The following is a 25,387-nucleotide window of genomic DNA, read 5'->3' on the forward strand; positions in this document are numbered from 1 at the left end:
GGCGGCCTTCGGAAGAAGTGCGATTGAACGCTGGGTTGCTCAGCGGCGAAGACCCAGGCGCTCGATCAGCGAGCGGTAACGCTCGATGTCGACAGCCTGGAGGTAGCCGAGCAGACGGCGGCGCTGACCGACCATCAGGAACAGACCACGACGCGAGTGGTGGTCGTGCTTGTGGTCCTTCAGGTGCTCAGTGAGGTCCTTGATGCGCTGCGTCAGCATCGCAACCTGCACCTCGGGGGATCCGGTGTCACCGGGGTGCGTCGCGTACTCTTCGATGATCGCCTTCTTGACATCGTTCTCAAGTGCCATGAATGGGATCCCCTTTCTCTAACTGCGCGGCGCCCGTCACCGAATGTGCGAGCTCTCTTTATCCGCGGCCGATCAAACGGCAACCTGAACAGTCTACCAGGCGGCAGCCCCGCAGAGAACCACCGCGACGCCAGGCCTTCGGCCCGGGGGTAGCCTCGATGAGTGCCACCTTCCCGACGCGGTCATCTGATCGACCTGCGCCCTCTTCGCGAGAGCCCCGCCTTCGCCCGCATGTGGATCGGCTCGACACTGAGCGGCCTCGGCGGACAGCTCACGATCGTCACCGTGATGCTCCATGTCTTCGACCTGACGGCGAGCACCTTCGCTGTCGCGATGATCGCTGTCGCAGGCCTCGTGCCGATGATCCTCGCCGGCCTGTACGGCGGGATGCTCGCCGACGCCTTCGACCGTCGCCGGGTCGCCCTGATCGCGGCGACCGTCAGCTTCGCCTCGACCGCCATGCTCGCCGCCCTCACGTGGACGGGCGCGGAGACGATCTGGTGGCTCTACGGGCTCAGCATGGTGAACGCCGCGGCCAGCTCGGTCGGGCTCGCCACGCGCACTGCGATCGTGCCGCGTCTCATTCCGAGAGAGCTGCTCGCTGCCGCATCCGCTCTCAACGGCGTCTCCATGGGGATGAGTGTCATGGTCGGCCCCGCGCTCGCCGGGCTGCTGGTCGCGCTCACCGGGTTCGGCTGGACCTACACGATCGATGTGTTCCTGATGCTCTCGATGTTCCTCGGGCTCTGGACGCTGCCGAAGCTCCTCCCCGAAGGCACCGTCGTGCGACCCGGTCTCGCGTCCCTCGTCGACGGCTGGCACTTCCTGCGAAAGTCGGTGAACATCCGTACGCAGTACCTGCTCGACATCACCGCGATGACCTTCGGCAACCCGCTCGCCCTCTTCCCCGCGCTGGGTACCGTCCTCCTCGGCGGCGGCGCGCTGACCACGGGTCTGCTCACCGCATCGGTCGCGGCGGGCACCTTCCTGTCCAGCCTGTTCTCGGGGCGCATCGTGCACTACCGCTGGCACGGCCGCGGCATCGAACGCGCTGTGCAGGCCTACGGCGGCGCGATCGCACTGTTCGGCATCGTGCTGCTCGCCGGCGTCTTCCTCCCCGGCGCGACGGAGCAGTCGCCCAACGTTCCCCTGCTGATCGCCGCATGCGTCGCGCTCGCGCTCTCCGGAGCGACCGACAACATCTCGTCGATCTTCCGCATGACCATGATGCAGGCCGCCGTTCCCGACACCATGCGCGGGCGACTGCAGGGCATCTTCGTCGTCGTCGTCGCCGGCGGCCCGCGTCTTGGCGCCCTCTACGTCGGGGCGCTGGCTACCGTGGGCGCCCTCTGGTTTCCCCCGCTGCTCGGTGGAATCCTCGTCATCGTCATCGCGACGTGGATCGCGCGCTTGACACCCGGCTTCCGCACATACGACGCCGAGAACCCGACCGCATGAAGCAACGAACCCCGCCCCTTTCCAGGGACGGGGTTCGCGAGTGACGTCAGGTCAGCCGACGGCGACCAGGTCGATGATGAAGATGAGGGTCTTGCCGGAGAGGAAGTGACCGCCGCCGGCCGGGCCGTAGGCCAGGTGCGGAGGGATGACCAGCTCACGGCGTCCGCCGGTCTTCATGCCGGGGATGCCCTCCTGCCAGCCCTGGATCAGGCCGCGCAGCGGGAACTGGATGGTCTCGCCACGGCCCCACGAAGAGTCGAACTCCTCGCCGGACTCGAACTCGACACCGGCGTAGTGCACGGTCACGGTGTCGCCGGGCTTTGCCTCATCGCCGGTGCCGACGATGATGTCGCGGATCACGAGCTCGGTGGGAGCGGGTCCGGTGGGAGCGTCGAATTCGGGCTTGGTGCGATCAGTCATGCATCCATCCAACCGCGATCCCACTCCCCCGGTCAACGCCACCGCACCTGCCGAGAGCGAACACTCAGGGTCAGTCCCGCTCGGCGACGTCGCGCGACAGCCGCTGGGACACCCACACCGGGATGAAGGAGGCGAGGATGACGACAGTGGCGACGACATTGACGACGTTGGCCTCGTTCGGCCGCGCCATCTGGTTCATGATCCACAGCGGCAGCGTGTCGACGCCAGGCGGCGCCGTGAAGATCGTCACGTACACCTCGTCGAAACTGAGCGCGAAAGCCAGGATGCCGCCGGCGATGAAGGCGCTGCGGAACTGCGGGAAGGTGACGAGCCGAAAGGTCTGCCACGGTGTCGCCCCCAGGTCCTTCGAGGCCTCTTCGATGCCGGGGTTCAGACGCCGAAGTCGCGCCAGAACGTTGTTGAACACCATCACGATGCAGAACGTGCCGTGCGCGATGATCATGCCGAAGAACCCGACGTTGATCCCGATCGGTTCAAGGATCTGGTTGTAGGTGTTGTTCAGCGCGACGCCGGTCACGATGCCGGGAAGGGCGATCGGCAGGACGACGAGCAGGTTGACCGCGCGCTGTCCGAAGAACGAGTAGCGCTGCAGCGCGAAAGCGACCAGGGTTCCCAGAATCAGGGCGATCAGGGTGGCCCCCGCCGCCACGAGCAGCGAGTTAAGGATCGCATCCTTGATGGGCTGGCTCGTGAACGCCTTGCCCCACCACTCCAGCGAGAATTCCGCCACCGGCCAGCTCACGATTCGCGCGGCGTTGAAGGAGTTCAGCACGACGAGCATGAGCGGCACGTACATGAACGCGAGGATCACGGCGACGATCGCGCCGAGCACGATCTTCGAGGCGAGAGAGAGTCTCAGCATCGGGACCTCACATCCTTTCCAGAGCGCCGGTGCGCTGCACGCCCACCAGGTAGATGACGACGAACACGATCGGCACGAGCGAGAACGCGGCCGCGAGCGGCGGGTTCAGGTTGATGTTGGAGGCGATGATGCTTCCGATCATCTGCGTCGACCCGCCCACGAACTTCGCCACCAGGTAGTCGCCGAGGCTCAGCGAGAAGGTGAACACCGAACCGGCGATGATCGCGGGCCTGATGAGCGGAAGGACGACTGTCCGGATGGTGCGCCAGGACCCTGCCCCCAGGTCGGCCGATGCATCGAAGAGGTTGGGTGGGAGCTGGCGGATGGCGGTATACACGGGCACGGCCATGTACGGCAGCCAGAGATAGGTGAGAGTGATCACGACCGTGATGACGCTGAACCCGGGGCCGTGTCCTCCGAACGGACCGACGACTGCGTTGAAGAAGCCGTCCTCGGTGAAGGTGATGCGCATCGCGAGCACCTTGACGAGGTATCCCGCCCAGAGAGGAAGGGTGATGGATGCCGCAAGGATGCCCCGCAGCCAGGGCGAGGCGACCTTCGCCATGAAGATGCCGAGCGGCACCGAGATCAGCATGCTCAGCAGCGTCACGGCGAGCGCGATGCCGAGGGTGCGCAGCGCGGTCGAGAGGTAGCTCGGGTTGTTGATGAGCTGCGCGAAGTTGTCCAGGGTGAAACCGGGCTTCACCTTGGAGGTGAACGGGTCCGTCACCCAGAAGGCGGTGACCAGCAGCATCACCAGCGAGAAGATGTAGATGCCGATGAGCCAGGCCATGGGCAGGGCGAGGAGTCCTGCGATCCGTGCGCGCCGTTGCATGAGCGGTCCTGTCGTTCGTTCCGTCGTCGGAAGAGGGGTGGGGCGGGTGGGCCCGTGAAAGGCCCACCCGCGGCGGGTCAGTTCTTGACGGTGACCCAGGCGTCGGTCCACTGCTGGAAGTTGGTGCACTTCACATCCGTGCGACCGTCGATGCACTGCTCGATCGGCGTCGTCCAGAACCAGACCTTCTTGAAGTAGTCCTCGTTCGTGGCGTTGTAGTAGTCGCAGTGCGCCTTGGCTTCATCGCTCATGTCGCAGAACGCGGCGTTCGCGGGCGCCATACCGAAGTTCATGGCGATCGCGCCGTTGACCTTCGGCGACGAGGCGTAGTCCATCCACGCGTAGGCGCAGTTCGGGTTCTTCGATTCTGTCGCGAGCATCCAGGCGTCCGACCATCCGGTCGACCCTTCTTCGGGGAGCACGCTCTTGAACTTCTCGTTCTCGGTGAGCTTGCGCAGCACCTCCCAGGAGGTGCCCGCGACCGTCGTGCCACCCGCGAAGGACGTGATCTGCGCAGCCGGGTCGGACCAGTACTCGGAGACGATGTCGTTCTGCTGCTTCAGCAGGTCGACCGCCGCAGCGAGCTGCTTCTCATCCAGTGCGTAGGGGTTGGTGATCCCGAGGTCGGGTTCGTGGGCCATCAGGTAGACGGCGGCGTCCGCGATGTAGATCGGTGCGTCGTACGCGATGATCTTGCCGGCGTACGGGCTGTCGGCCTCCCAGGCGATGTCCCAGCTCGTGGGCTCCTCGGTGACGACCTCGCTGTTGTACTGGAGGATGTTCGCGCCGCGGCCGATCGGGATGCCATAGGACTTTCCATTGATCGTGTCGTAGAGCTGGCCCTTCATGCCCTCCACGATGTCGTCGCCGAAGTTCGGGATCAGATCCAGCGTGAGCGGCTGCACATCACCGCCGGCGATGAGGCGAAGGCTCGCGTCACCGGATGCCGAGACGAGGTCGTAGTCGCCGGTGCGCATGAGCTGCACCATCTCGTCACTCGTGCCCGCGACGCGGCGGTTCACGACGCAGCCGGTGTCCTTCTCGAACGCTTCGGTCCAGGCGTCCTCGACGAAGCCCGACCAGGCGACGATGTTGACTTCACTCTCGAAGTCGCCCATCTTCTCGTGAGCAGGTACATCCGGGACGTCGATCTGGAGTCCCCCGGCACTGCCGGAATCCGTGTCGCCGGCGGCACAGCCGGTGAGGACGAGGGCGAACGCGGCGGTCGCCGCCGCACCCATCAGTAGTTTCTTACGCATGATCGCTCCTTTGTGATCTGGTCTGTCGTGCTGTGGTGCCCGCAGGGACGGGCGGTCAGGGCAGCAGGGCCGCGTGATCCGCGGTCCAAACGACCCGTACGTGGTCCCCTCGCCCGAAAGCGGCTTCGGCCGAGGGGTGGTGTGCGTTCGGCTGCTCGGCGATGATCTGCACGCCGGCATCCGTCTCGACGAGGTAGCGGGTCGCCGGCCCCGTGTAGACGAGCTCGGCGATCGTGCCTGCCAATGCCACGTCACCGTCGGCGAGCGCCGCGTCCGGTGCGGCCAGACGCACCCGCTCCGGGCGCACGCTCATGACCTGTCGGGCGCCGGTGAGCGTCTCGGCCAGGTCGGACTCGATGAGGTTGGAGAGCCCGAGGAACTTTGCGACGAACTCCGTCTGGGGGTACTCGTACACCTCGCGGGCAGAGCCAACCTGCTCGATGCGCCCGTTATTGAACACAGCCACCCGGTCGCTCAGGGTGAGCGCTTCCTCCTGGTCGTGGGTGACGAAGATGAACGTGATGCCGACTTCGCGTTGAATCTGCTTGAGCTCGATCTGCATCTGCTCGCGCAGCTGCTTGTCGAGTGCGCCGAGCGGCTCGTCGAGCAGCAGGACCTGCGGGCGCAGGATGAGTGCGCGTGCCAGAGCGATGCGCTGGCGCTGCCCGCCGGAGAGCTGGTGCGGCAGTCGGGATGCGACATGGTCGAGGCGCACCTGCCGCAGAGCCGTCTCGACGCGCTCGATCCGCGCGGCCTTGCTCTCGCCACGCACTCGCAGCCCGTAGCCGACGTTGTCGGCGATCGTCATGTGCGGGAACAGGGCGTAGTCCTGGAAGACGGTGTTGACGGGGCGTGCGTTCGGGGGCGTGCGCGTGACATCTGCACCGGAGAGACGGATGCTGCCGCTCGTTGCGTCTTCGAAGCCCGCGATCATGCGGAGAACGGTCGTCTTGCCGGATCCGGAGGGCCCGAGCATCGAGAGGAACTCCCCCGGCGCGACGGCGAGATCGAGATCGCGCACGGCAGTGAACTCGCCGAACGACTTGGTGACGCCTTCCAGCACGACAGCACCGGGCTGAGAAGCGAGGTCGCCGTCAAGGCTGTGCGCGGCGCCCATCGGGCGGGGTGCGGCGGGGGCCGATGCAGTCATCGTGTGCTCCAGGATCATCGTCGAACGCGGTTGCGAAGATAAACATATAAACACATATGAAATAGTTCAAGTATCATTTCGATCACGCCTCCCCGGATGATGAAAGAATCGTGGCCATGGAATCGCTGACGCCGACGTCGCACGCCGCTGAACCCCCTGTTCAGCGACCGACGACCGTCGCGGACGCAGCGGTCGGCGCCCATCGCCTCCAGGGCGCACTGTTCCAGCCAATCGGAGACGAGGGCCGCGCCGAGCTCGTCGAGCGCCGAATCGTCGACGCGATCACCCGCGGCCACCTGCGTGCCGGTGAGCGCCTCCCCACCGAGTCAGACCTTGCCCGCAGCCTCGGCGTCGCGCCCGTCACCGTCCGCGAAGCGCTGCTCGCGGTGCGCGGGCGAGGGCTCCTGGTCACTCGGCGCGGACGCAAAGGCGGCAGCTTCGTCGCCGAACATGCCGACCCCCTGCAGTTCGCCCGCGAAGCGCTCAAGAACTCCTCCCGCCTCGCCCTGCGCGACCTCGGTGCGCACTACGCCGCGATCACCGGAGCGTGCATGCGGCTGGCGGCTCGTCGCGCAGACAGCACCGAAGTGCAGCTCATTCGACAGCACCTCGCCCGACTTCCCGAGCTCGCGTCGGATCAGCAGCGCCGGCTCCTCGATGACACCCAGCTCGAACTCGTCGCGCTCAGTCAGTCCGCACGACTCACCCGCGAGCAGATGAAGCTGCAGGCGGAATTCTCGCCGTTCCTTGGGCTCTGCGCAGATGCAGGATTCGATGCCGCCGCGCAGGGAGTGGCGCTGCGCGCGGTGATCGACGCCGTCGACGCCGGCGATGTCGACGCCGCGAGCCGCGCGTCCGAAGCACTCGTTCGCGCGGCCGTGGACGCCCTCATCGCGGTGCAGAGCTCGACCCCATGATTCTCAGCATTCCCCACGCTCCAAAGGAGGACGTGATGCTCACACCAACGCAGGACACCCTCGAGTCCGCTGCGCACCTCGTACGCGAGTACTTCCTCGAGCCGATCCGCACCCTCGAAGGATGGGTCGGCGCGCTTGCAGAAGAACTCGAGAAGACACGCGCCACCGGTGCTCTCACCCGTGCCAAGCTCGACACGATCGTCGAGCCGCATGCGATCCGCACGCTCGCCCTGCCGTCCGCCCCGGTGTACGGCGCGGGGTTCATCGCGGCGATCGACCTTCTCTCCGACGCACGCAACTACCTCGCATGGTGGCAGGGCGCCGACCAGCGTCAGCTTGTACTCGCCTCGCAGTCCGTGAACAAGGAGCACATCGACTACAGCGAACTCGAGTGGTACCGCGTTCCGCTGGCCACGGGGCTCCCCCATGTCGCCGGACCTTACGTCGACTACCTGTGCAGTGACGAGTACACCATCACGGTGGCAGTCCCCGTGCGGATCGGCACCGAGTTCGCCGGCGTGGCCGGCCTTGACCTTCTCATCGACGCCGTGGAGCGGGACCTCGTGCCACGGCTGCGCGCTCTCGGCGCCGAGGTCACACTCGTCAACGGCGTCGGACGCGTCATCGTGTCCACCGACCCCCAGTGGGCCACCGGAGATTCCGTACGCGGCAGTCGTCTGGCCGAACTCCCCCGCCAGCCGTGCGCCGACGTCGCCCTCGATGTGATCGTCGACGCCTGAACGCGACATTTCGGTCGACCCCTTGACACGATCACGTGCCCGGGTGATCCTGGTGTCAGATCAACTCAGCGCCCGGTAGACACGCAGGCATCGCCGCGGCACCGGGCGCTGAGTCTTTCCGAAGCAGTCGTCGCCGGAGCTCAATAGGCGAGCAGCGCCGCTCTCGTCGCGCTGGCCCGCTGCAGCAGGATCTGCTCGTCATGTGCGGCGAGAGCGTCGCGACCCGTGATCGCCCGCTGACGCACCGCGGCGAGCGCCGTGGCATCCGCGATGAACGACCGCATGAGCGGCCGACGGTCCTCGCGAAGCGTCTGCGCCCACGCCAGGCCCGACTTCCGCCCTGCTCGGGTGGCCAGCATCGTGACCTCCTCCGGCGTGAACCATCCCGCGGCGGCGTAGTCGCTGAGCCTGTCATAGGTGAGCCGGGCCTCTTCCCGTTTCAGCGCGATGACCGCGAAGATGAACGCGCCGAACAGGGGTACCTGAAGGGTCACGTAGAGGGCGAAGAAGTCGCCGAACAGCGCCGATCCGTTCCAGAAGGCATGCAGGACGATCGCACCGAGAAGCCCGACGAAGCCCGCGCTGGCGGCGGCCCCGACCGTCCCGTGCCGTCGGGCGGCCAAGCCGATCCCGTAGCCGGTGACGGCCGTGAACATGGCGTGGGCGAACGGCGAGAGCAGGCCTCGCATGAAGAACGTGGCCGTGAGATCGGCGCCACCGCCCTCGATCAGGCTGATGGCGAAGTACTGGATGTTCTCCGTGAACGCGAACCCGGCGCCCACGAGCGCCCCGTAGACGACGCCGTCGACCGGTCCGTCGAACGTGCGTCGAGCGACGAGGAAGATCAGGAGCACTCCCAGTCCTTTGGCCAGCTCTTCGACGACCGGGGCCTGGATGACGGTCGACGCGATCTCACGCAGCTCGCCGCGCCCGAACACCTCGGTGAGGGCGAGGTCGACGAGCAAGGTGATGCCGACGGCGGCGATCGCACCCCAGGCGAGCGCGAAGGTCACGACAGCCTTGGGCTCAGGTTCCCAGCGGTCGATGAGACGCACACCGAACAGCACGATCGCGAGCGGGACCAGCGCCAGAACCAGCCCCACTCCGGAAGCGACACCGCCGAGGAAGGTCAGAAAGTAGCCCACGAGGGCGAGCATCGCGAATGCCAGGACACCGAACAGCCAGATCGATACTCCGCGTCCGCGCCCGGCGACCTTCGGCAGCGTGGAGATGTGCGGGGTGGGCGGAGCCACAGGTGCCGGCGGTGCGTAACGCGTCGGCTGCGCCAACGGAGAGGCGAACGATGTCTCCGTACCCGAGAGTGGCGATGACGGAGGCGGCGGCAAGGTCATGCTGTCGAGCGTAGCGGGCGCCCTCACCTGCACGTTCATCCGATCAATAGTTTCAGAATCAGCGTGGCAGAGATCAGCGCGGTGTCGGAGGGCCCGCGAACGGAAGGAGACGACTACCGTGGAATCATGCGATTTGCTCACCTGGTTCGCGCCGACCTTCCGGAGCCGGCCCTGGCCGTCCTCGACGGATCACAGGCGATCCTCGTCTCCACCCTCTATCCCGATGCTCCGGCGACGCTGCAAGAGCTCATCGCCGGCGGCTCCGCTGCCCTCGACGCCGTGCGGGCCGCGATCGCGGACGGTGCAGCCGTCGTTCACGAGCTGACGGATTTCACCTTCGCCTCTGCGGTGCTCGCGCCGCCCGCAGTGCTCGCCGTCGGTCTCAACTACGCCGCACACTCCAGCGAGCTCGGGCTGAAGACGGATGCCGCCCCGACGGTGTTCACACTGTGGCCGAACTCTCTCACCGGGCACGGACAGACGACCTCCTGGCCACGTTCCCTCAGCGAGTCGGTCGACTACGAGGCAGAACTCGGTGTGCTGATCGGCACCGCCGCGAAAGACGTGTCCGAAGAGGACGCTCTCGACCACGTGTGGGGCTACACGGTCGTCAACGACATCACCGCCCGCGACATCCAGTTCGCCGAGGCGCAGTGGTCGCGCTGCAAATCTTTCGACGGGTTCACCCCGACCGGCCCCGTCGTCGTCACGGCTGACGAGATCGCCGACCCGCAGGACCTGCACATCTGGACCAACGTCGACGGCCACATGGTGCAGGACGCGTCGACGAATCAGATGGTGCGCTCAGTGCGCACCCTCATCGCGCACCTGTCGCAGTCCCTCACACTTCTTCCCGGCACGCTGATCTCCACGGGCAGCCCGGGGGGCGCCGGATACTCCCGCGACCCGCAGATCTTCCTCCGCGACCGCTCGACCGTCACTGTCGGAATCGATGGAATCGGAGAACTGACCACGCACTGCCGCATCCTCGGCTGAGGGCGACAACAAGAAGGGGGCTCGGATGCTGCGCAGCATCCGAGCCCCCTTCGCGTCGGAGAACTACTCGATGATGTCTTCGGCAGCGATGACCGGGATCGCCGCCGTGATCGTCTCCAGGCCCGAGAGACGCGCGGGGGCGAGCTGCTTCGTGACCTCTTCACGCGACATGAGCCCCGCCTCGACGACGAGGTCGGCGACGTTGCGGTTCGTCAGCAGCGCCGTCTTCGCGAGAGCCGCCGACGCCGCGTAGCCGATGAACGGCGTGAGCGCCGTGATGACGCCGACGGAGGATCCGACCATCGCGCCCAGGCGATCGCGGTTCGCCGTGATCCCGTCGACGCAGTTCACTCGGAGCGTCCACATCGCCTGGCGCATCCAGGTGATCGACTGGAAGATCGAGTGCGCGATGACCGGCTCGAAGGCGTTGAGCTGCAGCTGCCCGGCTTCGACCGCCATCGTCACGGTCATGTCGGAACCGACCACCGCGAAGGCGACCTGATTGACGACCTCCGGGATCACCGGGTTGACCTTGCCGGGCATGATGCTGGACCCCGCCTGCATGGCAGGCAGGTTGATCTCTCCGAGCCCTGCCTGCGGACCCGATGACAGCAGCCGCAGGTCGTTGCAGATCTTCGAGAGCTTGATCGCATTGCGCTTGAGTGACGATGAGAACGACATGAACGAGCCGGTGTCGCTCGTGGACTCCACCAGGTCGGTCGCCGTCTGCAGGTCGAGACCGGAGATCTCGCGCAGGTGACGAAGCACAGCACGCGAGTAGTTCGGGTGCGTCGTGATGCCGGTGCCGATCGCGGTGGCGCCCATGTTGATCTCGAACATGAGCGAGGCGTTCTCGGTGAGACGGCTGTAGTCCTCGCCGAGCGTCGTCGCGAAGCCGTGGAACTCCTGGCCCAGAGTCATCGGCACGGCATCCTGCAGCTGCGTGCGCCCGACCTTCAGGATGTCGTGGAACTCGCGGGACTTGCCGAGGAACGACAGACGCAGAAGATCGAGCTCTTCGAGCAGCTCACGCAGAGTCAGCGAGAGTCCGATCTTGATCGCCGTCGGGTAGACGTCGTTCGTGGACTGGCTGCGGTTGGTGTGATCGATCGGCGAGAGGAAGCCGTAGTCGCCCTTCTCGCGTCCGGCGAGCTCGAGCGCGACGTTGGTGATGACCTCGTTCGCGTTCATGTTCGTCGATGTGCCGGCGCCACCCTGGATCACGCCGACGACGAACTGGTCGTGGAACTCCCCATCGATGACCTTCTGCGCGGCGCGGTCGATCAGATCGGCACGCTCGGCGTCGAGCACGCCGATCTCCTTGTTCGCACGGGCGCTGGCCTGCTTCACCATCGCGAGAGCGCGAATCAGATCCGGGTACACCGAGATCGGTCGCTTCGTGATCGGGAAGTTCGCGGCGGCGCGGGCGGTGTGCACACCCCAATACGCATCGGCGGGGATTTCCATGCTGCCGATCGAATCGGTCTCTGTACGAGTCAGGGCAGGCGCATCAATGGCCATGTCACATCCTTGTGGGTCGTGGCGGGTAGAAGGAGGGGGATGCCACCAGTCTAGGCCGCTCAGCGCCCGGGTTTTCGAGAGAACGCTTCCAGCCGTTCGTCGGGGGACAGTTCGGCCATCCGCGCGAGCCACTCCGCGGAGAAGTACGACCCCGTGTCGGCCTGCGCCACCGGTACGACGCTGTGCGTGATCCCCTCGGGCCGAACATGCACGAGCTGAAAGGCCTGCGCGGCATCCATGCCGTTGACGTCCGCTGCCGGCCGGGCCAGGTTCATCGTGTAACAGGTGGCGGATGCGACGCTCACCGGGATGCCCGCGAATGTGCCGTGGGCGGAATAGTGGAGGTGGCCGGCGAGGATGCCGCGCACATCACTGCCGCGGAGAACTGCGGCGAGTTCGTCCTGATGACGCAACTCGAGAATGTCGAAGAACGAGACGTGACTCGGCAAGGGCGGATGGTGCATGGCCAGGAGGGTCCCGTGTGGTGCGGGAGTGCGCAGCTCCGCGGCCAACCACGCCAGCTGATCCTCCCCGAGGTCACCGTGGTGCCACCCGGGGACACTCGTGTCGAGCGCGATGATCCGCAGGCCGTCGAGGTCCCACACGCCCGTGACCGGTTCCTCGGTAGGCGGCAGGTCGAGAAGATGCTCACGCAACGCCGGGCGCTCATCATGGTTTCCCGCCACCCAGATGAGCGGGGCGCCGAGGTGAGCGGCGACCGGTTCCACAGCCGCGCGCAGTCGTCGATAGGCATCGGGCTCCCCCAGGTCGGCGAGATCGCCCGTGATGACGATCGCCGCCGGATGGGGGTGTACGGCGCGGATCGCGTCAAGCGTCTGCGCGAAGTTCTGCTCGACGTCGTAGCGCCCGCCCAGCTTGGCGCCCGACGCCAGAAAATGCGGATCGCTGACATGGATGATCACGTGCGAGGCGGGCTCATAGCGTCCGAACACGGGAACGTCGTCGCTTCCTGACATGCCCTCAGCCTATGCGGCTCGCACGACACTCACCCCTCACGCACGCGCACAAACTCCGAGAACATCACACCCGAGTCGAACACGGTGTTCTCCACCAGCGCGAAGCGCTCCGGCAGATAGGAGTGCGCCTCAAACAGCGGGATCCCCCGCCCGAACAGGACCGGATGCCGCTTGAGGATGAGCCGATCGACCTCCGGCGCGAGAGTGGCTGCCAGCGCTCCCCCTCCGCAGAGCCAGATCCCCGCTCCCTCTTCCTCCTTCAGCCCTCGCGCGACCTCGCGCGGGTCGCTCGCCGTCACCTCGAGCGAGTCCGCGTGCGCCGTGCGGGAACGCGAGAACACGATCTGACGCAGATGCCGGTACGGGCTGGGCACTCCGCCGACTGCATACGTGTTCCAGCCCATGAGGACGGTGTCGATGAGTTCACGCGTCTGCGACACCCCCTGGGCCTCCGCGAAGTCGGTGGGGAGCGTGTCGGCGAAACGTGCCATGAGCGGCGCCATGTGATCGCCCTCCATGAGGAAGGCGTCGTACTCCCCCTGGGGACCGGCGATGTAGCCGTCCAGGGTGACGGCGACGAAGTAGATGAGTTCCCGCATGCGCGCTCCAATCACGACATCTGTAGTGATCATGAATCTACAGCATCCGTAGTGGTTGCGCTAGGGTTCCCACATGGCGAAGAACGACACGAGACGACAGGCCATCGCGGACGCAGGGCTCGCCGTAATCGCACGCTCGGGCTCCCGAGGCCTCACCCACCGCGCGATCGACGCGGAAGCGGGCGTCCCCGCGGGTACCACATCGAACTACTTCCGCACCCGCGATGCACTGATCACCGGCCTCGTCGACCGGATCGGCGAACGCCTCGCCCCCACCGACGACGACCTGGCACGGCGCGCAACGGCAACACCCGACAGCATGCTGTTCGCCGACTACGTGCGCGACATCGTGCGGCGGCTGAGCGTCGAGCGCGACGTCACCCTCGCACTCTTCGAGCTCCGACTCGAAAGCACGCGACGCCCCGAGCTGGCAGCGGTGATCTCGGCATGGCAGCGCGCCGGATTCGACGCGGACGTCGCATTCAACGCCCAGGCCGGCCTACCCGGCGGGCGTTCCGAGATCGCCCTGTTCCACTATGCGATCGACGGCCTGCTTCTCGACCGTCTCACGACGCCGATCGACCCCGAGACATCGACGGATGAAATCGTCGACGCCCTCGTCCGCGGACTGATCCGCTGACGAGGGCGTCGATGACACTCGGCTCAGTGGCCGATGACGATGATGAGGATTCCGCCGATCACAGCCAGAGCACACAGAGCGAAGCAGCCGTAGGCGCCGATGAGGGCGAGGCGCTTCTGCCCCTCCGTGAGCGGGCTCTTACGAGCTGCCTTCGCGGCAGCCTTCTCCGCGCGACGCAGCTCCTTCGGCGTCACGACAGTGATCGCGTCCGTGAACTCCGCAGGGCTGACCACGGGGGCGTGTCCGCTGCGGACGAGCAGACGAAGACCGACCGCGTAGAACGTGACGATCGCGGCCGCACCGATGAGCGAGGCGATGAAGACCTGGAGGAAGGCCAGCCAGTTGATGACGACGTTCACTTCTCGGCCTCCTTCGTGGCTGCGCTGGGCGTCGCATCCGCTGTCGCGGGTGACTCCGCCGTCGCGGGCGGCTCCGCCTTCGTCTCGGCCTTCTCCTGCTTCTTGCGGGCAGCCTTCTTCTTGGCCTTCGCCTTCTCCCGCTCTTCTGCGCGGCGACGAGCCTCGGCCTTCGCGTGCTCGATGCGCAGCTGACGGTTCGTCGGCGGCGGGGTGTCCGGAAGCTCGACCACGTGGCCGGATTCGGCGACATCGCTCATCGCATTCGAGGACGTGACCATGTCTCGACGCGAACGCAGGTACAGACCCACGATGACGGTGAGCGCGATGACAGCGTCGATCACGATGCCGAGAGTGCCGAAGTGCTTCGCGATCAGCGCCGCGATCGCACCGACAGCACCGGCGGCAGGCAGCGTCAGCAGCCAGCCGACGCCGATGCGACCGGCGGTCCGCCAGCGCACCGTCGATCCACGACGCCCGAGGCCGGAGCCGATGACAGAACCAGAGGCGACCTGGGTGGTCGAGAGCGCGAAGCCCAGTGCGCTCGAGGCCAGGATCGTGGCCGACGTCGAGCTCTCAGCCGCGAAGCCCTGCGCGGGCTTGACCTCGGTGAGGCCCTTTCCGAGCGTGCGGATGATGCGCCACCCGCCGAGGTAGGTACCGAGAGCGATCGTGAACGCACACGCCGCGATGACCCAGAACTCGGGCTCGTGGTGTGCGTCCGACTGCCAGCCGACCGTGATGAGGGTGAGCGTGATGATGCCCATGGTCTTCTGCGCGTCGTTCGTTCCGTGCGCGAGAGCCACGAGCGAGGAGGTGAAGATCTGCCCCCAGCGGAAGCCGTCACGCCCATCGGGCTTGCCGTCGTAGCGACGGGTGACCGAGTAGGCGATCTTCGTCGCGATGAACGCGATGACGCCCGCCGTCAGAGGCGCGATGAGCGCAGGAAGGATGATCTTGGAGAGGACGACGCCGAAGTCGATGCCCATGCCGCCGACGCCGGCGAGCGTCGCACCGATCAGACCGCCGAACAGGGCGTGCGACGAGCTCGAGGGAAGGCCGAGAAGCCAGGTGAGCATGTTCCAGGTGATCGCACCGATCAGACCCGCGAAGATGATCGGCACGAAAACATCGGCCCCCATCTGGCGGATCGCATCTTCTCGCACGATGCCGCCGGAGACGGTCTTGGCGACCTCGGTGGAGAGGAAGGCTCCGACCAGGTTGAGGACGGCGGCGAGGAGGACGGCGACCTTGGGCTTGAGGGCACCGGTGGCGATAGGCGTGGCCATCGCGTTCGCGGTGTCGTGGAAGCCATTCGTGAAGTCGAAGAACAGTGCCAGTGCAATCACCAGCACGACGAGGAGGGCTGCGGTTTCCACCGTTTGCTTTCGTTGGGAGGGAAAGTGGGTGTGCCGACGGGATCGGCGTGACGAACGAAAAGTTCACCGTGGGTACAACATCCGTTAAGGAGCCCGGTAAATCCTCCCACTCGCCCCGGCGCGGGTCAACTTGGGTGGGCTAGCGTGGACGGGTGACTCCAGACGCTCCCGACACCGCTCTTTCCGCCCCTCGCGCCGACCGCCGAGACACCGTCCGCAGCCACCATGGTGACGACGTCATCGACGGTTACGAATGGCTTCGTGCCAAAGAAGATGCCGATGTCATCGCGCACCTCGAGGCGGAGAACGCCTACACCGATGCGCGCACGGCGCACCTCGCAGAGCTCCGCGAGACGCTGTTCGGAGAGATCAAGTCGCGCGTCAAGGAGAGCGACCTTTCCGTTCCGACTCGACGCGGCGACTGGTGGTACTACGGCCGGACCGTCGAGGGCGCGCAGTACGGACTCCAGTGCCGCGCGCGGGTGACCGACGCGGATGACTGGACCCCACCCCTCCTCGACGCTGCGCAGCCGGTTCCCGGCGAGCAGGTGCTGCTCGACAGCAACGTCGAGGCCGAAGGCCACGAGTTCTTCTCGCTCGGCGCGTTCGATGTGTCGGATGACGCGACGCGACTGCTCTGGTCGACGGACGTCACCGGTGACGAGCGCTACACGGTACGTGTGCGCGATCTGGTCACCGGTGAGACGCTGAGCGACGAGATCGCGGATACCGCGGGCGCCTTTTTCACACCCGATGGCGAATCCGTCATCTACACGACCGTGGATGACGCCTGGCGTCCCGACACGCTCTGGCTGCACCGCCTCGGCACCCCGGTCGCAGATGATGTGAAGCTCTTCCACGAGCCCGACGAGCGCTTCTGGCTCGGTGCGGGGATCACCCGCAGCCGTCGGTACCTCGTGATCGGCGTCGGTTCCAACATCACCTCCGAGGACTACCTGGTCGACCTCGACGACCTCACGGCCCCGCCCCGTGTCGTGTGGCCGCGCCGCGAAGGTGTCGAATACTCGGTCGACCACACGGTCATCGACGGACGCGATGAACTGCTGGTCCTGCACAACGACGGCGCCCTGGACTTCGAGCTGGTGCGCGTGGCGGCCGACGCCCCGCAGGGTGAGCGGCACGTCGTGATCGCACACGAAGCAGGCCGCCGACTGGAAGACGTGGACTGCTTCCGTGACCACACGGTCGTCGAGTACCGCCGTGAGGGCATCAGCCGCGTGGCTCTGCTGAACCCCGCAGACGGCGCACTCGACGAACTGTCCTTCGACGAGCCGCTCTACTCCGCGGGCCTCGGCGGCAATCCGGAGTGGCACTCCCCCTTCCTGCGTCTCGGCTACTCGTCGTTCGTCACCCCCGGCACCGTCTACGACCTGGAGCTCGCGACCCGCACCCTGCATCTGCGCAAGCAGCAGCCGGTGCTGGGCGGCTACGACGCCGGCGACTACGACCAGGCCCGAGCCTGGGCGACGGCGGATGACGGCACACGCGTGCCGATCTCCCTGGTCTGGAAGCGCTCATACGGCGCCCCGGGCGACACACCCCGAGCACTCCACCTCTACGGCTACGGCTCGTACGAGCACTCGATCGACCCCGGTTTCTCCGTCGCCCGACTCTCCGAGCTGGACCGCGGTGTCATCTTCGCCGTCGCGCACGTCCGCGGCGGCGGCGAGATGGGACGCGGATGGTACGAATCGGGCAAGCTTCAGCACAAGAAGAACTCCTTCTCGGACTTCGTCGCGTGCGCACGGCACCTGGTCGACACCGGGGTGACCTCGCCGTCGCAGATGGTCGCGGAAGGCGGGAGCGCGGGTGGCCTCCTCATGGGTGCCGTCGCGAACCTCGCCCCGGAGCTGTTCGGCGGCATCCTGGCATCCGTTCCGTTCGTCGACGCACTGACCTCGATCCTCGACCCCTCGCTCCCTCTGACGGTCATCGAATGGGATGAGTGGGGCGACCCGCTGCACAATGCAGAGGTCTACGCGTACATGAAGTCGTACTCCCCGTACGAGAACGTCCGCGAAGATGTCACGTATCCCCCGATCCTCGCGGTCACCTCCCTCAACGACACCCGAGTGCTCTACGTCGAGCCGGCCAAGTGGGTCGCCCGGCTGCGCGAAGCCGGCGCTGAGGATGTGCTCTTCAAGTGCGAGATGGTCGCCGGGCACGGCGGCGTCAGTGGGCGATACAACGCGTGGCGCGAGCGCGCCTTCGAACAGGCGTGGATCCTCGACCGTCTCGGGCTCGCCGACGCCTGAGCCCTGGTACACGAATGCCCCGTCCGCTGCAGCGGACGGGGCATTCGTCGTCAGGACGGGGCTACTCAGCCGAAGAGTGCCGCCGCTTCGTCGTAACGGCTGCGCGGAACCGTGTTCAGCTCGATCAGAGCGTCTGCGAGCGGAACCCGGACGATCTCGGTTCCGCGCAGGGAGACCATCTCACCCCATGCTTGGTCGACGATGGCATCGGCGGCGTGCAACCCGAGTCGGGTCGCCAGCACACGGTCGAATCCGGAGGGCGAGCCGCCGCGCTGGATGTGTCCGAGGACGGTCGAGCGCGTCTCGATCCCCGTGATGCGCTCGATCTCGGGAGCCAGGATCTCGCTGATACCGCCGAGACGCGGACGGTTGAAGGCGTCGAGGCCCTTGTCGCTGTATGCCTCATCCATGCCGGAGAGGGTGAATCCCTCGGAGACGACGACGAGCGGCGCGCGTCCCCGTGCATTCGCGCTGGAGACGAGCTCGCAGATCTCTTCGATCGACATCGGCACCTCAGGGATGCAGATCGCGTGAGCGCCTGCGGCCATTCCGGCGTGCAGGGCGATCCAGCCCACGTGACGACCCATGACCTCGGCCACCATGCAGCGCTGGTGCGAGTCACCGGTCGTGCGCAGACGATCCATCGCGTCCGTCGCGATGTTCACCGCGGTGTCGAAGCCGAAGGAGTAGTCCGTCGCCTTGAGGTCGTTGTCGATCGTCTTCGGAACCCCGAGGACGTTGATGCCGTCGTTCGCAAGGCGGTTCGCGGCAGCGAGCGTGCCCTCACCGCCGATCGCGATGATCCCGTCGATGCCGTGATCCGCCAGCGTCTTGGCGATGTTCTCAGCGCCGCCCCGCTCACCCTCATAGGGATTGGTGCGGCTCGTGCCGAGGATGGTTCCGCCGACCTTGGAGAGCCCCTTCACCTCGTGGCGCGTGAGCGGGAAGAAATCACCTTCGACGACGCCACGCCATCCGTCGCGGATGCCGACGAACTCGAGGTCGTACGTTTCGGTGCCCTTGAGCACGACGCCGCGGATGACCGCGTTGAGGCCGGGGCAGTCGCCGCCGCTGGTGAGGATGCCGATCTTCATACTGCTGCCTTCACACGTTTCGGGAGGGGGTGGGAACGAAGGCGACGCTGCCTCTCCTCGACCATAGCGGCGCGAGGGCGTTCGGCGCCATTCGACAGTGCCGAAAAACCGGATTCTTTACAGTCCCCTCGGGCAGATTCGCCGTTTTTGCACGACGCCCCGCCCTTCGCACTGCGATCGGTGCGAAGAACGGGGATTCTTTACGCGTCTGCGCCGAGCGCCTGACGAAGCAGGTGCATGAGAGCCGCAAGCTGCACGGGCTCGCCCGCGACGACATCCAGCGTCTCGCCGTCGAGCGCACGGGCTGCGAGCCCCTGCTTCTGATCGATGAGCTCGGCGATCTTGGTGTCGATCGTGTGCGCGGCGATGATGCGCCACGCCGTCACCGGCTCGTCCTGACCGATGCGGTGCACGCGGTCGATCGCCTGCGTCTGCTCTGCGGCGGTCCAGCTGAGCTCCGCGAGGACCACGTTGGAGGCGGCCTGCAGGTTGAGCCCGACGCCCGCCGCGGTCAGGGAGCACACCGCGATGCCGACGGCGGGGTCGCCGTTGAAGTCGTCGATCGCCTGCTGGCGGACGGTCGTGCTCTGGTCGCCGCGGATCGAGACCGCGCGGATACCGGAAGCCGCGAAGTGCGCCTCCGCCTGATCCATGACGTCGATGTGCTTGGCGAAGAAGACGACCTTGCCGACCGAACGCTGCAGCTGCACCGCATAGTCGGCGGCGAGCTGCGCCTTGGCCTGACCGATCTTGCGGACCATCGTGAAGACGTTGTCTCCGCCCGTTCCGGCGGCCTTGGACTCTTCGAGCTCGTTGAGGGCGACAAGACGCACGATGTCGTCGTCGATCTCGCCAGGAGCGAGGCCTCGATCGCCGCGCGCGTCGATGATGCGGCGGTACTTCGCTGCCAGGCGCTCTCCGAGCTCACGCTCCGCCTGACGGATGCTGCGCCCGAACTCATCGTCCAACTGCACCGGCAGGTCTGCGATGAGCTTGTCCGGGAGGTCGGCGGCGACGTCCTTCTTCTTTCGCCGCACGATGCCCATCGAGATGACCGCGTCGCGCGCCTCGGGATAGAACGCCTTGTCAGCCGGGGTGAGCCCCGTGGCGTCGAGCTTCTCCATCAGCTTCGGCGCGGGCTTGTCGCCCGTCGTCCAGCCCAGGAACCGCCAGATCGCATCGAAGTCCTCGACGTCGTTGATCAGCGGGGTGCCGGTGAGCGCCATGAGCAGCGGGTTTCCGCCGGGCGTCGACTCGCGGACGCGGGACGCGAGGGCGAGCACGTTCTGCGAACGCTGCGAGCTGAGGTTCTTGATGAAGTGCGCCTCATCGACGACCATCCCCCGCAGGCCGATCGCACTCAGCCACGACAGGTGGCGGTCGAGGATCTCGTAGTTGACGATGAAAACGTCCGCGAAGGCATCGATGTCATCCCCGTCACCCTGGATGACGGTGGCCCGGCGCTGGGGCGTCCAGCGCTCGACCTCGCGCGCCCAGTTCATCTTCACGACGTTGGGGACGACGACGAGCAGCGGGTAGGCGTTGGCGACGGATGCCGCGAGCACCGACTGTGCGGTCTTTCCGAGACCGGGCTCGTCCGCGAGCAGGAAGGTGCGGTGGCCGGCGCGCACGGACTCGAGGAAGCGCGACTGGTGCACCATGACCTCGAGCCCCTTGGGCGAGATGTGGTCGTACTCGGGAACCGGCGGCAGCTCCATCGAGGCGGCGGCACCTCCGGCCCCCGTCTCGAACGCCTTGTACAGCGGGCTCATGAGCTCCCAGCCATCGAGCCGACGTCGCGGCGTGCTCGTCGCACGGGGCGTCAGGTCGGGCGCGAGGAACGGGTTGGCGAGCTGGCGGGCCTCGATCGACGGCGGGATGACCTGACGCTCGGCGATGGCCGCCGGCACCACGGGCGCCGCGACGGGGGCGATGTCGGTGATGATGAGCTCTTCCGGCGCGAGCTCGGCACCGGATTCGAGCAGCCAGTCGCGTCGCATCCGCTTGGCGACCGGACTCGTGGCCTGGTCGGCTTCCAGCAGCTGGATCAGCGAGGTATCGCGCGCCGCGGTCTTCGCGAGGATCGTTGCAACGCCGTCGAGGCGCTTGAGCAGCTCGGCGCGCGCGGCGTCGGCGATGGTCGCGTCGGCCTTGACCCGCGCACGCTCCTCCCGCACCAGGAACGCGATGACCTGGAACTTGACACGATTGGTGGGTCCGAGCTTTCCGCGCTGGGACTTTGCTTCGATCTCACGCACCTTGCGGGCGAGGATCGGAATCAGCGGCGCCTCATCGTCACGACGTGACGTCTTCTTGCGCCGGGCTGGGGCCGTGGTCGGCATGCTCCTCCTGAGCGTGAATGCCAGAACGCCTGCTGCACAGGCGAACACTGCGAATCGTCGCCCGCATGCGGCATACGCCAGGACTGCGCGGGCTTTGCGTGTCTCTCCGAGCGGGCAAGGGGCACGCAGATCGGAAAGAACCTGCCGTCAGTTTACGGCATCACGCACCAAGAGTCCGCGAAACGTCGCCGGAACGCGCCGATGCTCGAGGAATGCGTCAGGTCTGTGCCCGCGTCACCGCGCGGCGGCGTCGCGGTCTGCCGCATCCGCGAGCAGAGTTCGCGCCTGCACGACATCGCTTGCGATGCTCTCTTTGAGCGCTTCGATCCCCGCGAAGGCGGTCATGCCACGCAGGCGATGGGTGAACTCGACGGTGACGGAATGCCCATAGAGGTCGAGACTCGTCTCATCGATCACGTGCGCCTCGACCTGGCGGGCGTGCACGTCGTCGAAGGTCGGATTGACGCCGACGGAGATCGCCGCCGGATAGCGCACATCGTCGGTGTGATCGACGAGCCAGCCCGCGTAGATCCCGTCAGCGGGGATCATGTCGTCGAGCACCTCTGGCAGGTTCGCCGTCGGGAAGCCGAGTTCGCGCCCGCGCTTGAATCCGTGCACGACCTCACCGCGCACACTGACCGGACGGCCGAGCACAGCGGCCGCGAGCGCCACATCGCCCGCGGCGAGGAGTTCGCGAATCCACGTCGAGGAGACGCGACGGTCAGTTCCCTGCAGGAACACGTCCTCGACGATGTCGACCGTGAAGTCGTACTCGGCGCCCAGTTCGACGAGCAAGGCGGGCGTGCCCGCGCCGCCCTTGCCGAATCGGAAGTCCCGGCCGACCAGCACCGTCGACACGTGCAGAGCGTCCACGAGCAGTGCGCGCACGAAGTCCTCGGCGCTGCGCTCCGCGAGCTGCTCATCGAAGGTGAGCACGAGCACGGCGTCGATCCCGGTCGCTTCCAGAAGTTCGAGCTTGCGATCGACAGTTACGACGTTGTCGGGGCAGCGGTCCGGGCGCAGGATGCTGAGCGGGTTGCGGTCGAACGTCACGGCGACCGTCTTGTGCCCGAGCTGCGCGGCGTCTTCCTTGGCGCGCTCGACGATCGCCCGATGTCCGGCGTGCACGCCGTCGAACTTGCCGATCGCGACGACCGTGCGTCCGAAATCGGCGGGGATCTCGCTCGGGTCGCGGAAGACGATCATCGAGCGTCCCGTCGGGGGTGGTGCATGCGCAGCCACCAGATTCCGAAGACCGGCAGCAGCAGCGGAATGAACAGGTAGCCGATTCCGAACTGCGACCACACGGTCGGGTGCTGGAACAGCGCGGGAAGGATCAGGCTCAGGGCTCCGACCACGATCACGCCGGAAAGTTCGAAGACGATGGCGATCCATGCCACCGTGTACCAGCCGGGCCGCCCGGCCCGTATGAGGGCGACGGTCGCGACGATGTAGACGACGGCGGCGACCGCGGACAGCACATAGGCCAGCGGCGCCTCGTCGAAACGCTGCACGATCTGGACGAACGAGCGCCCCGTCGAAGCCAGCGCCATGACGGCGTACACGATCACCAGAACGCGCCCGATGCCGGTCATGCGGGCGGTCGGTGCGGTCTGCGCGGAATCCTGGGGGGCGATGCTCATAGCGCCTTCCAGTCTAAAGCGCAGGGAGGGTCCAGATGACCTGCATGCGCCAGAGCATCACGGCGACCGAGAGTCCGACCACTCCCATGATGACGGTGCTCCACTTGCTGCGCTCCAGCAGAGCCCACGCGGCCCCGCCGATCGGCAGGAGCGCGGCGGAGATCAGGTACGTCCAGAACTCCAGCAGGTCTCCGGTCGGCGCGTTGCCGACGAACGGTGCGACGATCGCGACGATGATCTGGAGGATGAGTCCCAGCTCGATCAGGGCGAGCGCGCCGACGGAGAAATCGCTGGGGCGACGTCCGAGGAATCCCGCGCCGAGACAGAAGAGGCCGCCGATGACGGCGATCGCGATCTGGACGATCGTGAACCACAGGATCATGCGCTGACCTCCGGCATGTTCATGGCGCTCTTCAGGTCTGCGCCGCGCTTCTCGACGACGCCGACGAGGACGCCATCCGGATCGATCGCGGCGGCCTGGGCATCGGCCATCCGCTCTGCCTGTCTGCTGAGTCGTTTCCCATGGCGCAGATCGCGTGCCTCTTCAGCGGTCACGGTCAGCACCGGCAGCACGCGCGCAGCGGCCTCAGCTGGAGTGAGTGTCGCCGCCCCGCCGAGGGCGTCGATCGCGACGGCATCCGCGACATCGAACGCACCCACGCGTGTGCGGCGCAGCGCCGTCAGGTGCCCACCCACCCCGAGATGTGCGCCCAGGTCGCGAGCGAGCGAGCGAATGTAGGTGCCCGAAGAGCATTCGACGATGACGTCCAGGTCGTGGAATCCCTCTCCCGCACGTTCGGCGATGACCTCGAAGCGCGAGATCGTCACACGACGCGAGGTCAGCACGACGTCCTCCCCCGCCCGCACTCGGTCGTACGCGCGCTTTCCGTCGACCTTGATGGCCGACACCGCGCTCGGCACCTGGTCGATCTCGCCGCTCAACGAAGCGATTCCCGCGGAGATGCGCTCAGCGGTGACCTCGTTCCAGGCGTCCGCCGACGCCGTCTCGGTGACCTCGCCCTCTGCGTCATCAGTGTGCGTGGACTGTCCGAGACGGATCGTCGCGTGGTAAGTCTTGTCGGCGCCGACGATGTAGGTCAGCAGTCGTGTGGCCCCCTCGATGCCGATGACCAGAAGACCCGTCGCCATCGGGTCTAGCGTGCCGGCATGCCCGACCTTGCGGGTTCCGAACGCTCGCCGTGTGCGGGCGACGACGTCATGACTGGTGAGCCCCCCGGGTTTGTCGACGAGGAGGATGCCGGGTGAGACCATGCATCCAGCCTATTCGGTCGGCCGCAGCGCTTCCGCCCGGCCGCACCGGCCATACGCTGGAGAGATGCGTGCGACAGCAGAGGCCCTTCCCGAGGGGATCGACGACCTCATCACCTGGTATCAGGACAACGCGCGCGATCTGCCCTGGCGGCGCGCCGAATTCCACGAGCGCTATGGCGCATGGGGCGTGCTCGTGAGCGAGTTCATGTTGCAGCAGACCCCGGTGAACCGTGTCATTCCGCATCTCGCTGCGTGGCTCGATCGCTGGGCGACGCCCGCGGCGCTTGCCGCGGCCAGCCCCGCGGAAGTGGTGCACCAGTGGGCGAGCCTCGGATACCCGCGGCGGGCGCTGTGGCTGCACGGCGCTGCATCGCGCATCGTCGCCGAGCACGAGGGGCAGACGCCCCGCGATGTCGACGCGCTCCTCGCTCTCCCGGGCATCGGCGACTACACGGCACGGGCGGTGGCGGTCTTCGCATTCGGCGATCATCACCCCGTGGTCGACACCAACACCCGTCGCGTTCTGGCGCGCGCGATGCACGGCCAGCCACAGCCCGCTCCCCCGTCCCGGCGAGATCTCGACGACATGCGCGCCCTGCTGCCCGAGGATGTCGGCGATTCCGCGATCGTGAACGCCGCGATGATGGAGCTCGGTGCCACGCTGTGCACCGCCCGCGCGCCCCGTTGTGCCTCGTGCCCGCTCGCCGCGCAGTGCGCGTGGCGGGCCGCGGGCTACCCGGCGGGCGAGGACCGACGACGAAAGCAGGCCGCCTACGAGGGCTCCGACCGGCAGACACGCGGCGCGATCCTGCGCGCACTGCGCGGGGCTGTCGACCATGCGCTCCCGGCCGAACTCACGATCGCGGATTGGCCGCGACCTGAACAGCGCGACCGCGCGATCGATTCGCTCATCGCCGACGGGCTCATCGAGGCGGACGAAGGGATGCTGCGCCTGCCGCACTGACCCGC

The 25,387-nt window shown here is 66.8% G+C and carries 25 protein-coding genes; 7 read left to right on the forward strand and 18 right to left on the reverse strand.

Going from position 1 to position 25,387, the window contains the following annotated elements:
- Positions 1–39: 39 nt before the first annotated feature.
- Positions 40–309, reverse strand: a complete 270-nt coding sequence (gene rpsO / locus JOD62_RS01615) for a 30S ribosomal protein S15 (RefSeq protein WP_204937596.1) — start codon at positions 307–309, stop codon at positions 40–42.
- Positions 310–540: 231 nt separating this feature from the next.
- On the opposite strand from rpsO, the gene JOD62_RS01620 reads away from it, so the two are divergent.
- Positions 541–1,767, forward strand: a complete 1,227-nt coding sequence (locus JOD62_RS01620; protein WP_204940008.1) for an MFS transporter — start codon at positions 541–543, stop codon at positions 1,765–1,767.
- Positions 1,768–1,818: 51 nt separating this feature from the next.
- On the opposite strand, the gene JOD62_RS01625 is transcribed toward JOD62_RS01620, so the two are convergent.
- The 5 genes from JOD62_RS01625 to JOD62_RS01645 form a co-directional block, all read right to left on the reverse strand.
- Complete coding sequence (locus tag JOD62_RS01625; protein WP_204937597.1) at positions 1,819–2,187, reverse strand: FKBP-type peptidyl-prolyl cis-trans isomerase; 369 nt, start codon at positions 2,185–2,187, stop codon at positions 1,819–1,821.
- A gap of 70 nt (positions 2,188–2,257) precedes the next feature.
- Positions 2,258–3,070 (reverse strand): ABC transporter permease, encoded by an 813-nt coding sequence (locus tag JOD62_RS01630; RefSeq protein WP_204937598.1) that lies wholly within the window; start codon positions 3,068–3,070, stop codon positions 2,258–2,260.
- A gap of 7 nt (positions 3,071–3,077) precedes the next feature.
- On the reverse strand, positions 3,078–3,905 hold the full coding sequence (locus JOD62_RS01635; protein ID WP_204937599.1) for an ABC transporter permease: 828 nt from the start codon (positions 3,903–3,905) through the stop codon (positions 3,078–3,080).
- Between the two features lie 77 nt (positions 3,906–3,982).
- The gene (locus JOD62_RS01640) at positions 3,983–5,164 is read right to left on the reverse strand and encodes an extracellular solute-binding protein (RefSeq protein ID WP_204937600.1); all 1,182 of its coding nucleotides are present in this window, start codon (positions 5,162–5,164) and stop codon (positions 3,983–3,985) included.
- 55 nt (positions 5,165–5,219) lie between these two features.
- Positions 5,220–6,314: an ABC transporter ATP-binding protein gene (locus JOD62_RS01645; RefSeq protein ID WP_204937601.1), complete on the reverse strand. Its 1,095-nt coding sequence runs from the start codon at positions 6,312–6,314 to the stop codon at positions 5,220–5,222.
- Positions 6,315–6,430: 116 nt separating this feature from the next.
- Here JOD62_RS01645 and JOD62_RS01650 point away from each other — a divergent pair, with 116 nt between their 5' ends.
- A complete protein-coding gene (locus tag JOD62_RS01650; RefSeq protein ID WP_204937602.1) occupies positions 6,431–7,231 on the forward strand; it encodes a FadR/GntR family transcriptional regulator in 801 nt (266 codons plus the stop codon).
- Between the two features lie 35 nt (positions 7,232–7,266).
- Positions 7,267–7,971 (forward strand): cache domain-containing protein, encoded by a 705-nt coding sequence (locus JOD62_RS01655; RefSeq protein WP_204937603.1) that lies wholly within the window; start codon positions 7,267–7,269, stop codon positions 7,969–7,971.
- Positions 7,972–8,111: 140 nt separating this feature from the next.
- On the opposite strand, the gene JOD62_RS01660 is transcribed toward JOD62_RS01655, so the two are convergent.
- On the reverse strand, positions 8,112–9,323 hold the full coding sequence (locus JOD62_RS01660; protein WP_204937604.1) for a PrsW family intramembrane metalloprotease: 1,212 nt from the start codon (positions 9,321–9,323) through the stop codon (positions 8,112–8,114).
- A 126-nt stretch (positions 9,324–9,449) separates the two neighbouring features.
- On the opposite strand from JOD62_RS01660, the gene JOD62_RS01665 reads away from it, so the two are divergent.
- The gene (locus tag JOD62_RS01665; RefSeq protein ID WP_204937605.1) at positions 9,450–10,319 is read left to right on the forward strand and encodes a fumarylacetoacetate hydrolase family protein; all 870 of its coding nucleotides are present in this window, start codon (positions 9,450–9,452) and stop codon (positions 10,317–10,319) included.
- Between the two features lie 63 nt (positions 10,320–10,382).
- On the opposite strand, the gene JOD62_RS01670 is transcribed toward JOD62_RS01665, so the two are convergent.
- The 3 genes from JOD62_RS01670 to JOD62_RS01680 are packed head-to-tail and all read right to left on the reverse strand — an operon-like array spanning position 10,383 to position 13,449.
- Positions 10,383–11,840, reverse strand: coding sequence for an aspartate ammonia-lyase (locus JOD62_RS01670; RefSeq protein ID WP_204937606.1), 1,458 nt, complete (start codon positions 11,838–11,840; stop codon positions 10,383–10,385).
- 59 nt (positions 11,841–11,899) lie between these two features.
- Positions 11,900–12,817, reverse strand: coding sequence for a phosphodiesterase (locus JOD62_RS01675; protein WP_204937607.1), 918 nt, complete (start codon positions 12,815–12,817; stop codon positions 11,900–11,902).
- 29 nt (positions 12,818–12,846) lie between these two features.
- Positions 12,847–13,449: a dihydrofolate reductase family protein gene (locus tag JOD62_RS01680; protein WP_239526510.1), complete on the reverse strand. Its 603-nt coding sequence runs from the start codon at positions 13,447–13,449 to the stop codon at positions 12,847–12,849.
- Between the two features lie 40 nt (positions 13,450–13,489).
- Between JOD62_RS01680 and JOD62_RS01685 the strand changes: the two genes are divergently transcribed.
- Positions 13,490–14,056, forward strand: a complete 567-nt coding sequence (locus JOD62_RS01685) for a TetR/AcrR family transcriptional regulator (protein WP_204937608.1) — start codon at positions 13,490–13,492, stop codon at positions 14,054–14,056.
- Between the two features lie 23 nt (positions 14,057–14,079).
- Here JOD62_RS01685 and JOD62_RS01690 read toward each other — a convergent pair whose 3' ends face one another.
- Both JOD62_RS01690 and JOD62_RS01695 read right to left on the reverse strand, forming a co-directional pair.
- Positions 14,080–14,415: a peptidase gene (locus tag JOD62_RS01690; RefSeq protein ID WP_204937609.1), complete on the reverse strand. Its 336-nt coding sequence runs from the start codon at positions 14,413–14,415 to the stop codon at positions 14,080–14,082.
- A complete protein-coding gene (locus JOD62_RS01695) occupies positions 14,412–15,791 on the reverse strand; it encodes an inorganic phosphate transporter (protein ID WP_204937610.1) in 1,380 nt (459 codons plus the stop codon). Before JOD62_RS01695 ends, JOD62_RS01690 begins: the two co-directional genes overlap by 4 nt.
- Positions 15,792–15,943: 152 nt before the next feature.
- Here JOD62_RS01695 and JOD62_RS01700 point away from each other — a divergent pair, with 152 nt between their 5' ends.
- The gene (locus JOD62_RS01700) at positions 15,944–18,067 is read left to right on the forward strand and encodes a S9 family peptidase (protein ID WP_204937611.1); all 2,124 of its coding nucleotides are present in this window, start codon (positions 15,944–15,946) and stop codon (positions 18,065–18,067) included.
- Positions 18,068–18,132: 65 nt separating this feature from the next.
- On the opposite strand, the gene JOD62_RS01705 is transcribed toward JOD62_RS01700, so the two are convergent.
- The 6 genes from JOD62_RS01705 to truB form a co-directional block, all read right to left on the reverse strand.
- Positions 18,133–19,161, reverse strand: coding sequence for an ATP-dependent 6-phosphofructokinase (locus tag JOD62_RS01705; RefSeq protein WP_204937612.1), 1,029 nt, complete (start codon positions 19,159–19,161; stop codon positions 18,133–18,135).
- A 200-nt stretch (positions 19,162–19,361) separates the two neighbouring features.
- A complete protein-coding gene (locus tag JOD62_RS01710; RefSeq protein ID WP_204937613.1) occupies positions 19,362–21,503 on the reverse strand; it encodes a DEAD/DEAH box helicase in 2,142 nt (713 codons plus the stop codon).
- Between the two features lie 234 nt (positions 21,504–21,737).
- Positions 21,738–22,709 carry a bifunctional riboflavin kinase/FAD synthetase gene (locus JOD62_RS01715; RefSeq protein WP_204937614.1) on the reverse strand — a complete coding sequence of 324 codons (972 nt, stop codon included), beginning with the start codon at positions 22,707–22,709 and terminating at the stop codon, positions 21,738–21,740.
- Entirely contained in the window at positions 22,706–23,098 is a 393-nt protein-coding gene (locus JOD62_RS01720) for a hypothetical protein (RefSeq protein ID WP_204940010.1), read from the reverse strand. Before JOD62_RS01720 ends, JOD62_RS01715 begins: the two co-directional genes overlap by 4 nt.
- A gap of 61 nt (positions 23,099–23,159) precedes the next feature.
- Positions 23,160–23,528, reverse strand: a complete 369-nt coding sequence (locus tag JOD62_RS01725) for a hypothetical protein (RefSeq protein ID WP_204937615.1) — start codon at positions 23,526–23,528, stop codon at positions 23,160–23,162.
- Positions 23,525–24,418, reverse strand: coding sequence for a tRNA pseudouridine(55) synthase TruB (gene truB, locus JOD62_RS01730; RefSeq protein WP_204937616.1), 894 nt, complete (start codon positions 24,416–24,418; stop codon positions 23,525–23,527). The genes JOD62_RS01725 and truB overlap by 4 nt, the downstream gene beginning before the upstream one ends.
- A 64-nt stretch (positions 24,419–24,482) precedes the next feature.
- On the opposite strand from truB, the gene JOD62_RS01735 reads away from it, so the two are divergent.
- Positions 24,483–25,382: an A/G-specific adenine glycosylase gene (locus tag JOD62_RS01735; protein WP_204937617.1), complete on the forward strand. Its 900-nt coding sequence runs from the start codon at positions 24,483–24,485 to the stop codon at positions 25,380–25,382.
- Positions 25,383–25,387: the final 5 nt, after the last annotated feature.

The organism is Microbacterium keratanolyticum (assembly GCF_016907255.1).
GTDB classification, from domain to species: Bacteria; Actinomycetota; Actinomycetes; order Actinomycetales; family Microbacteriaceae; genus Microbacterium; species Microbacterium keratanolyticum.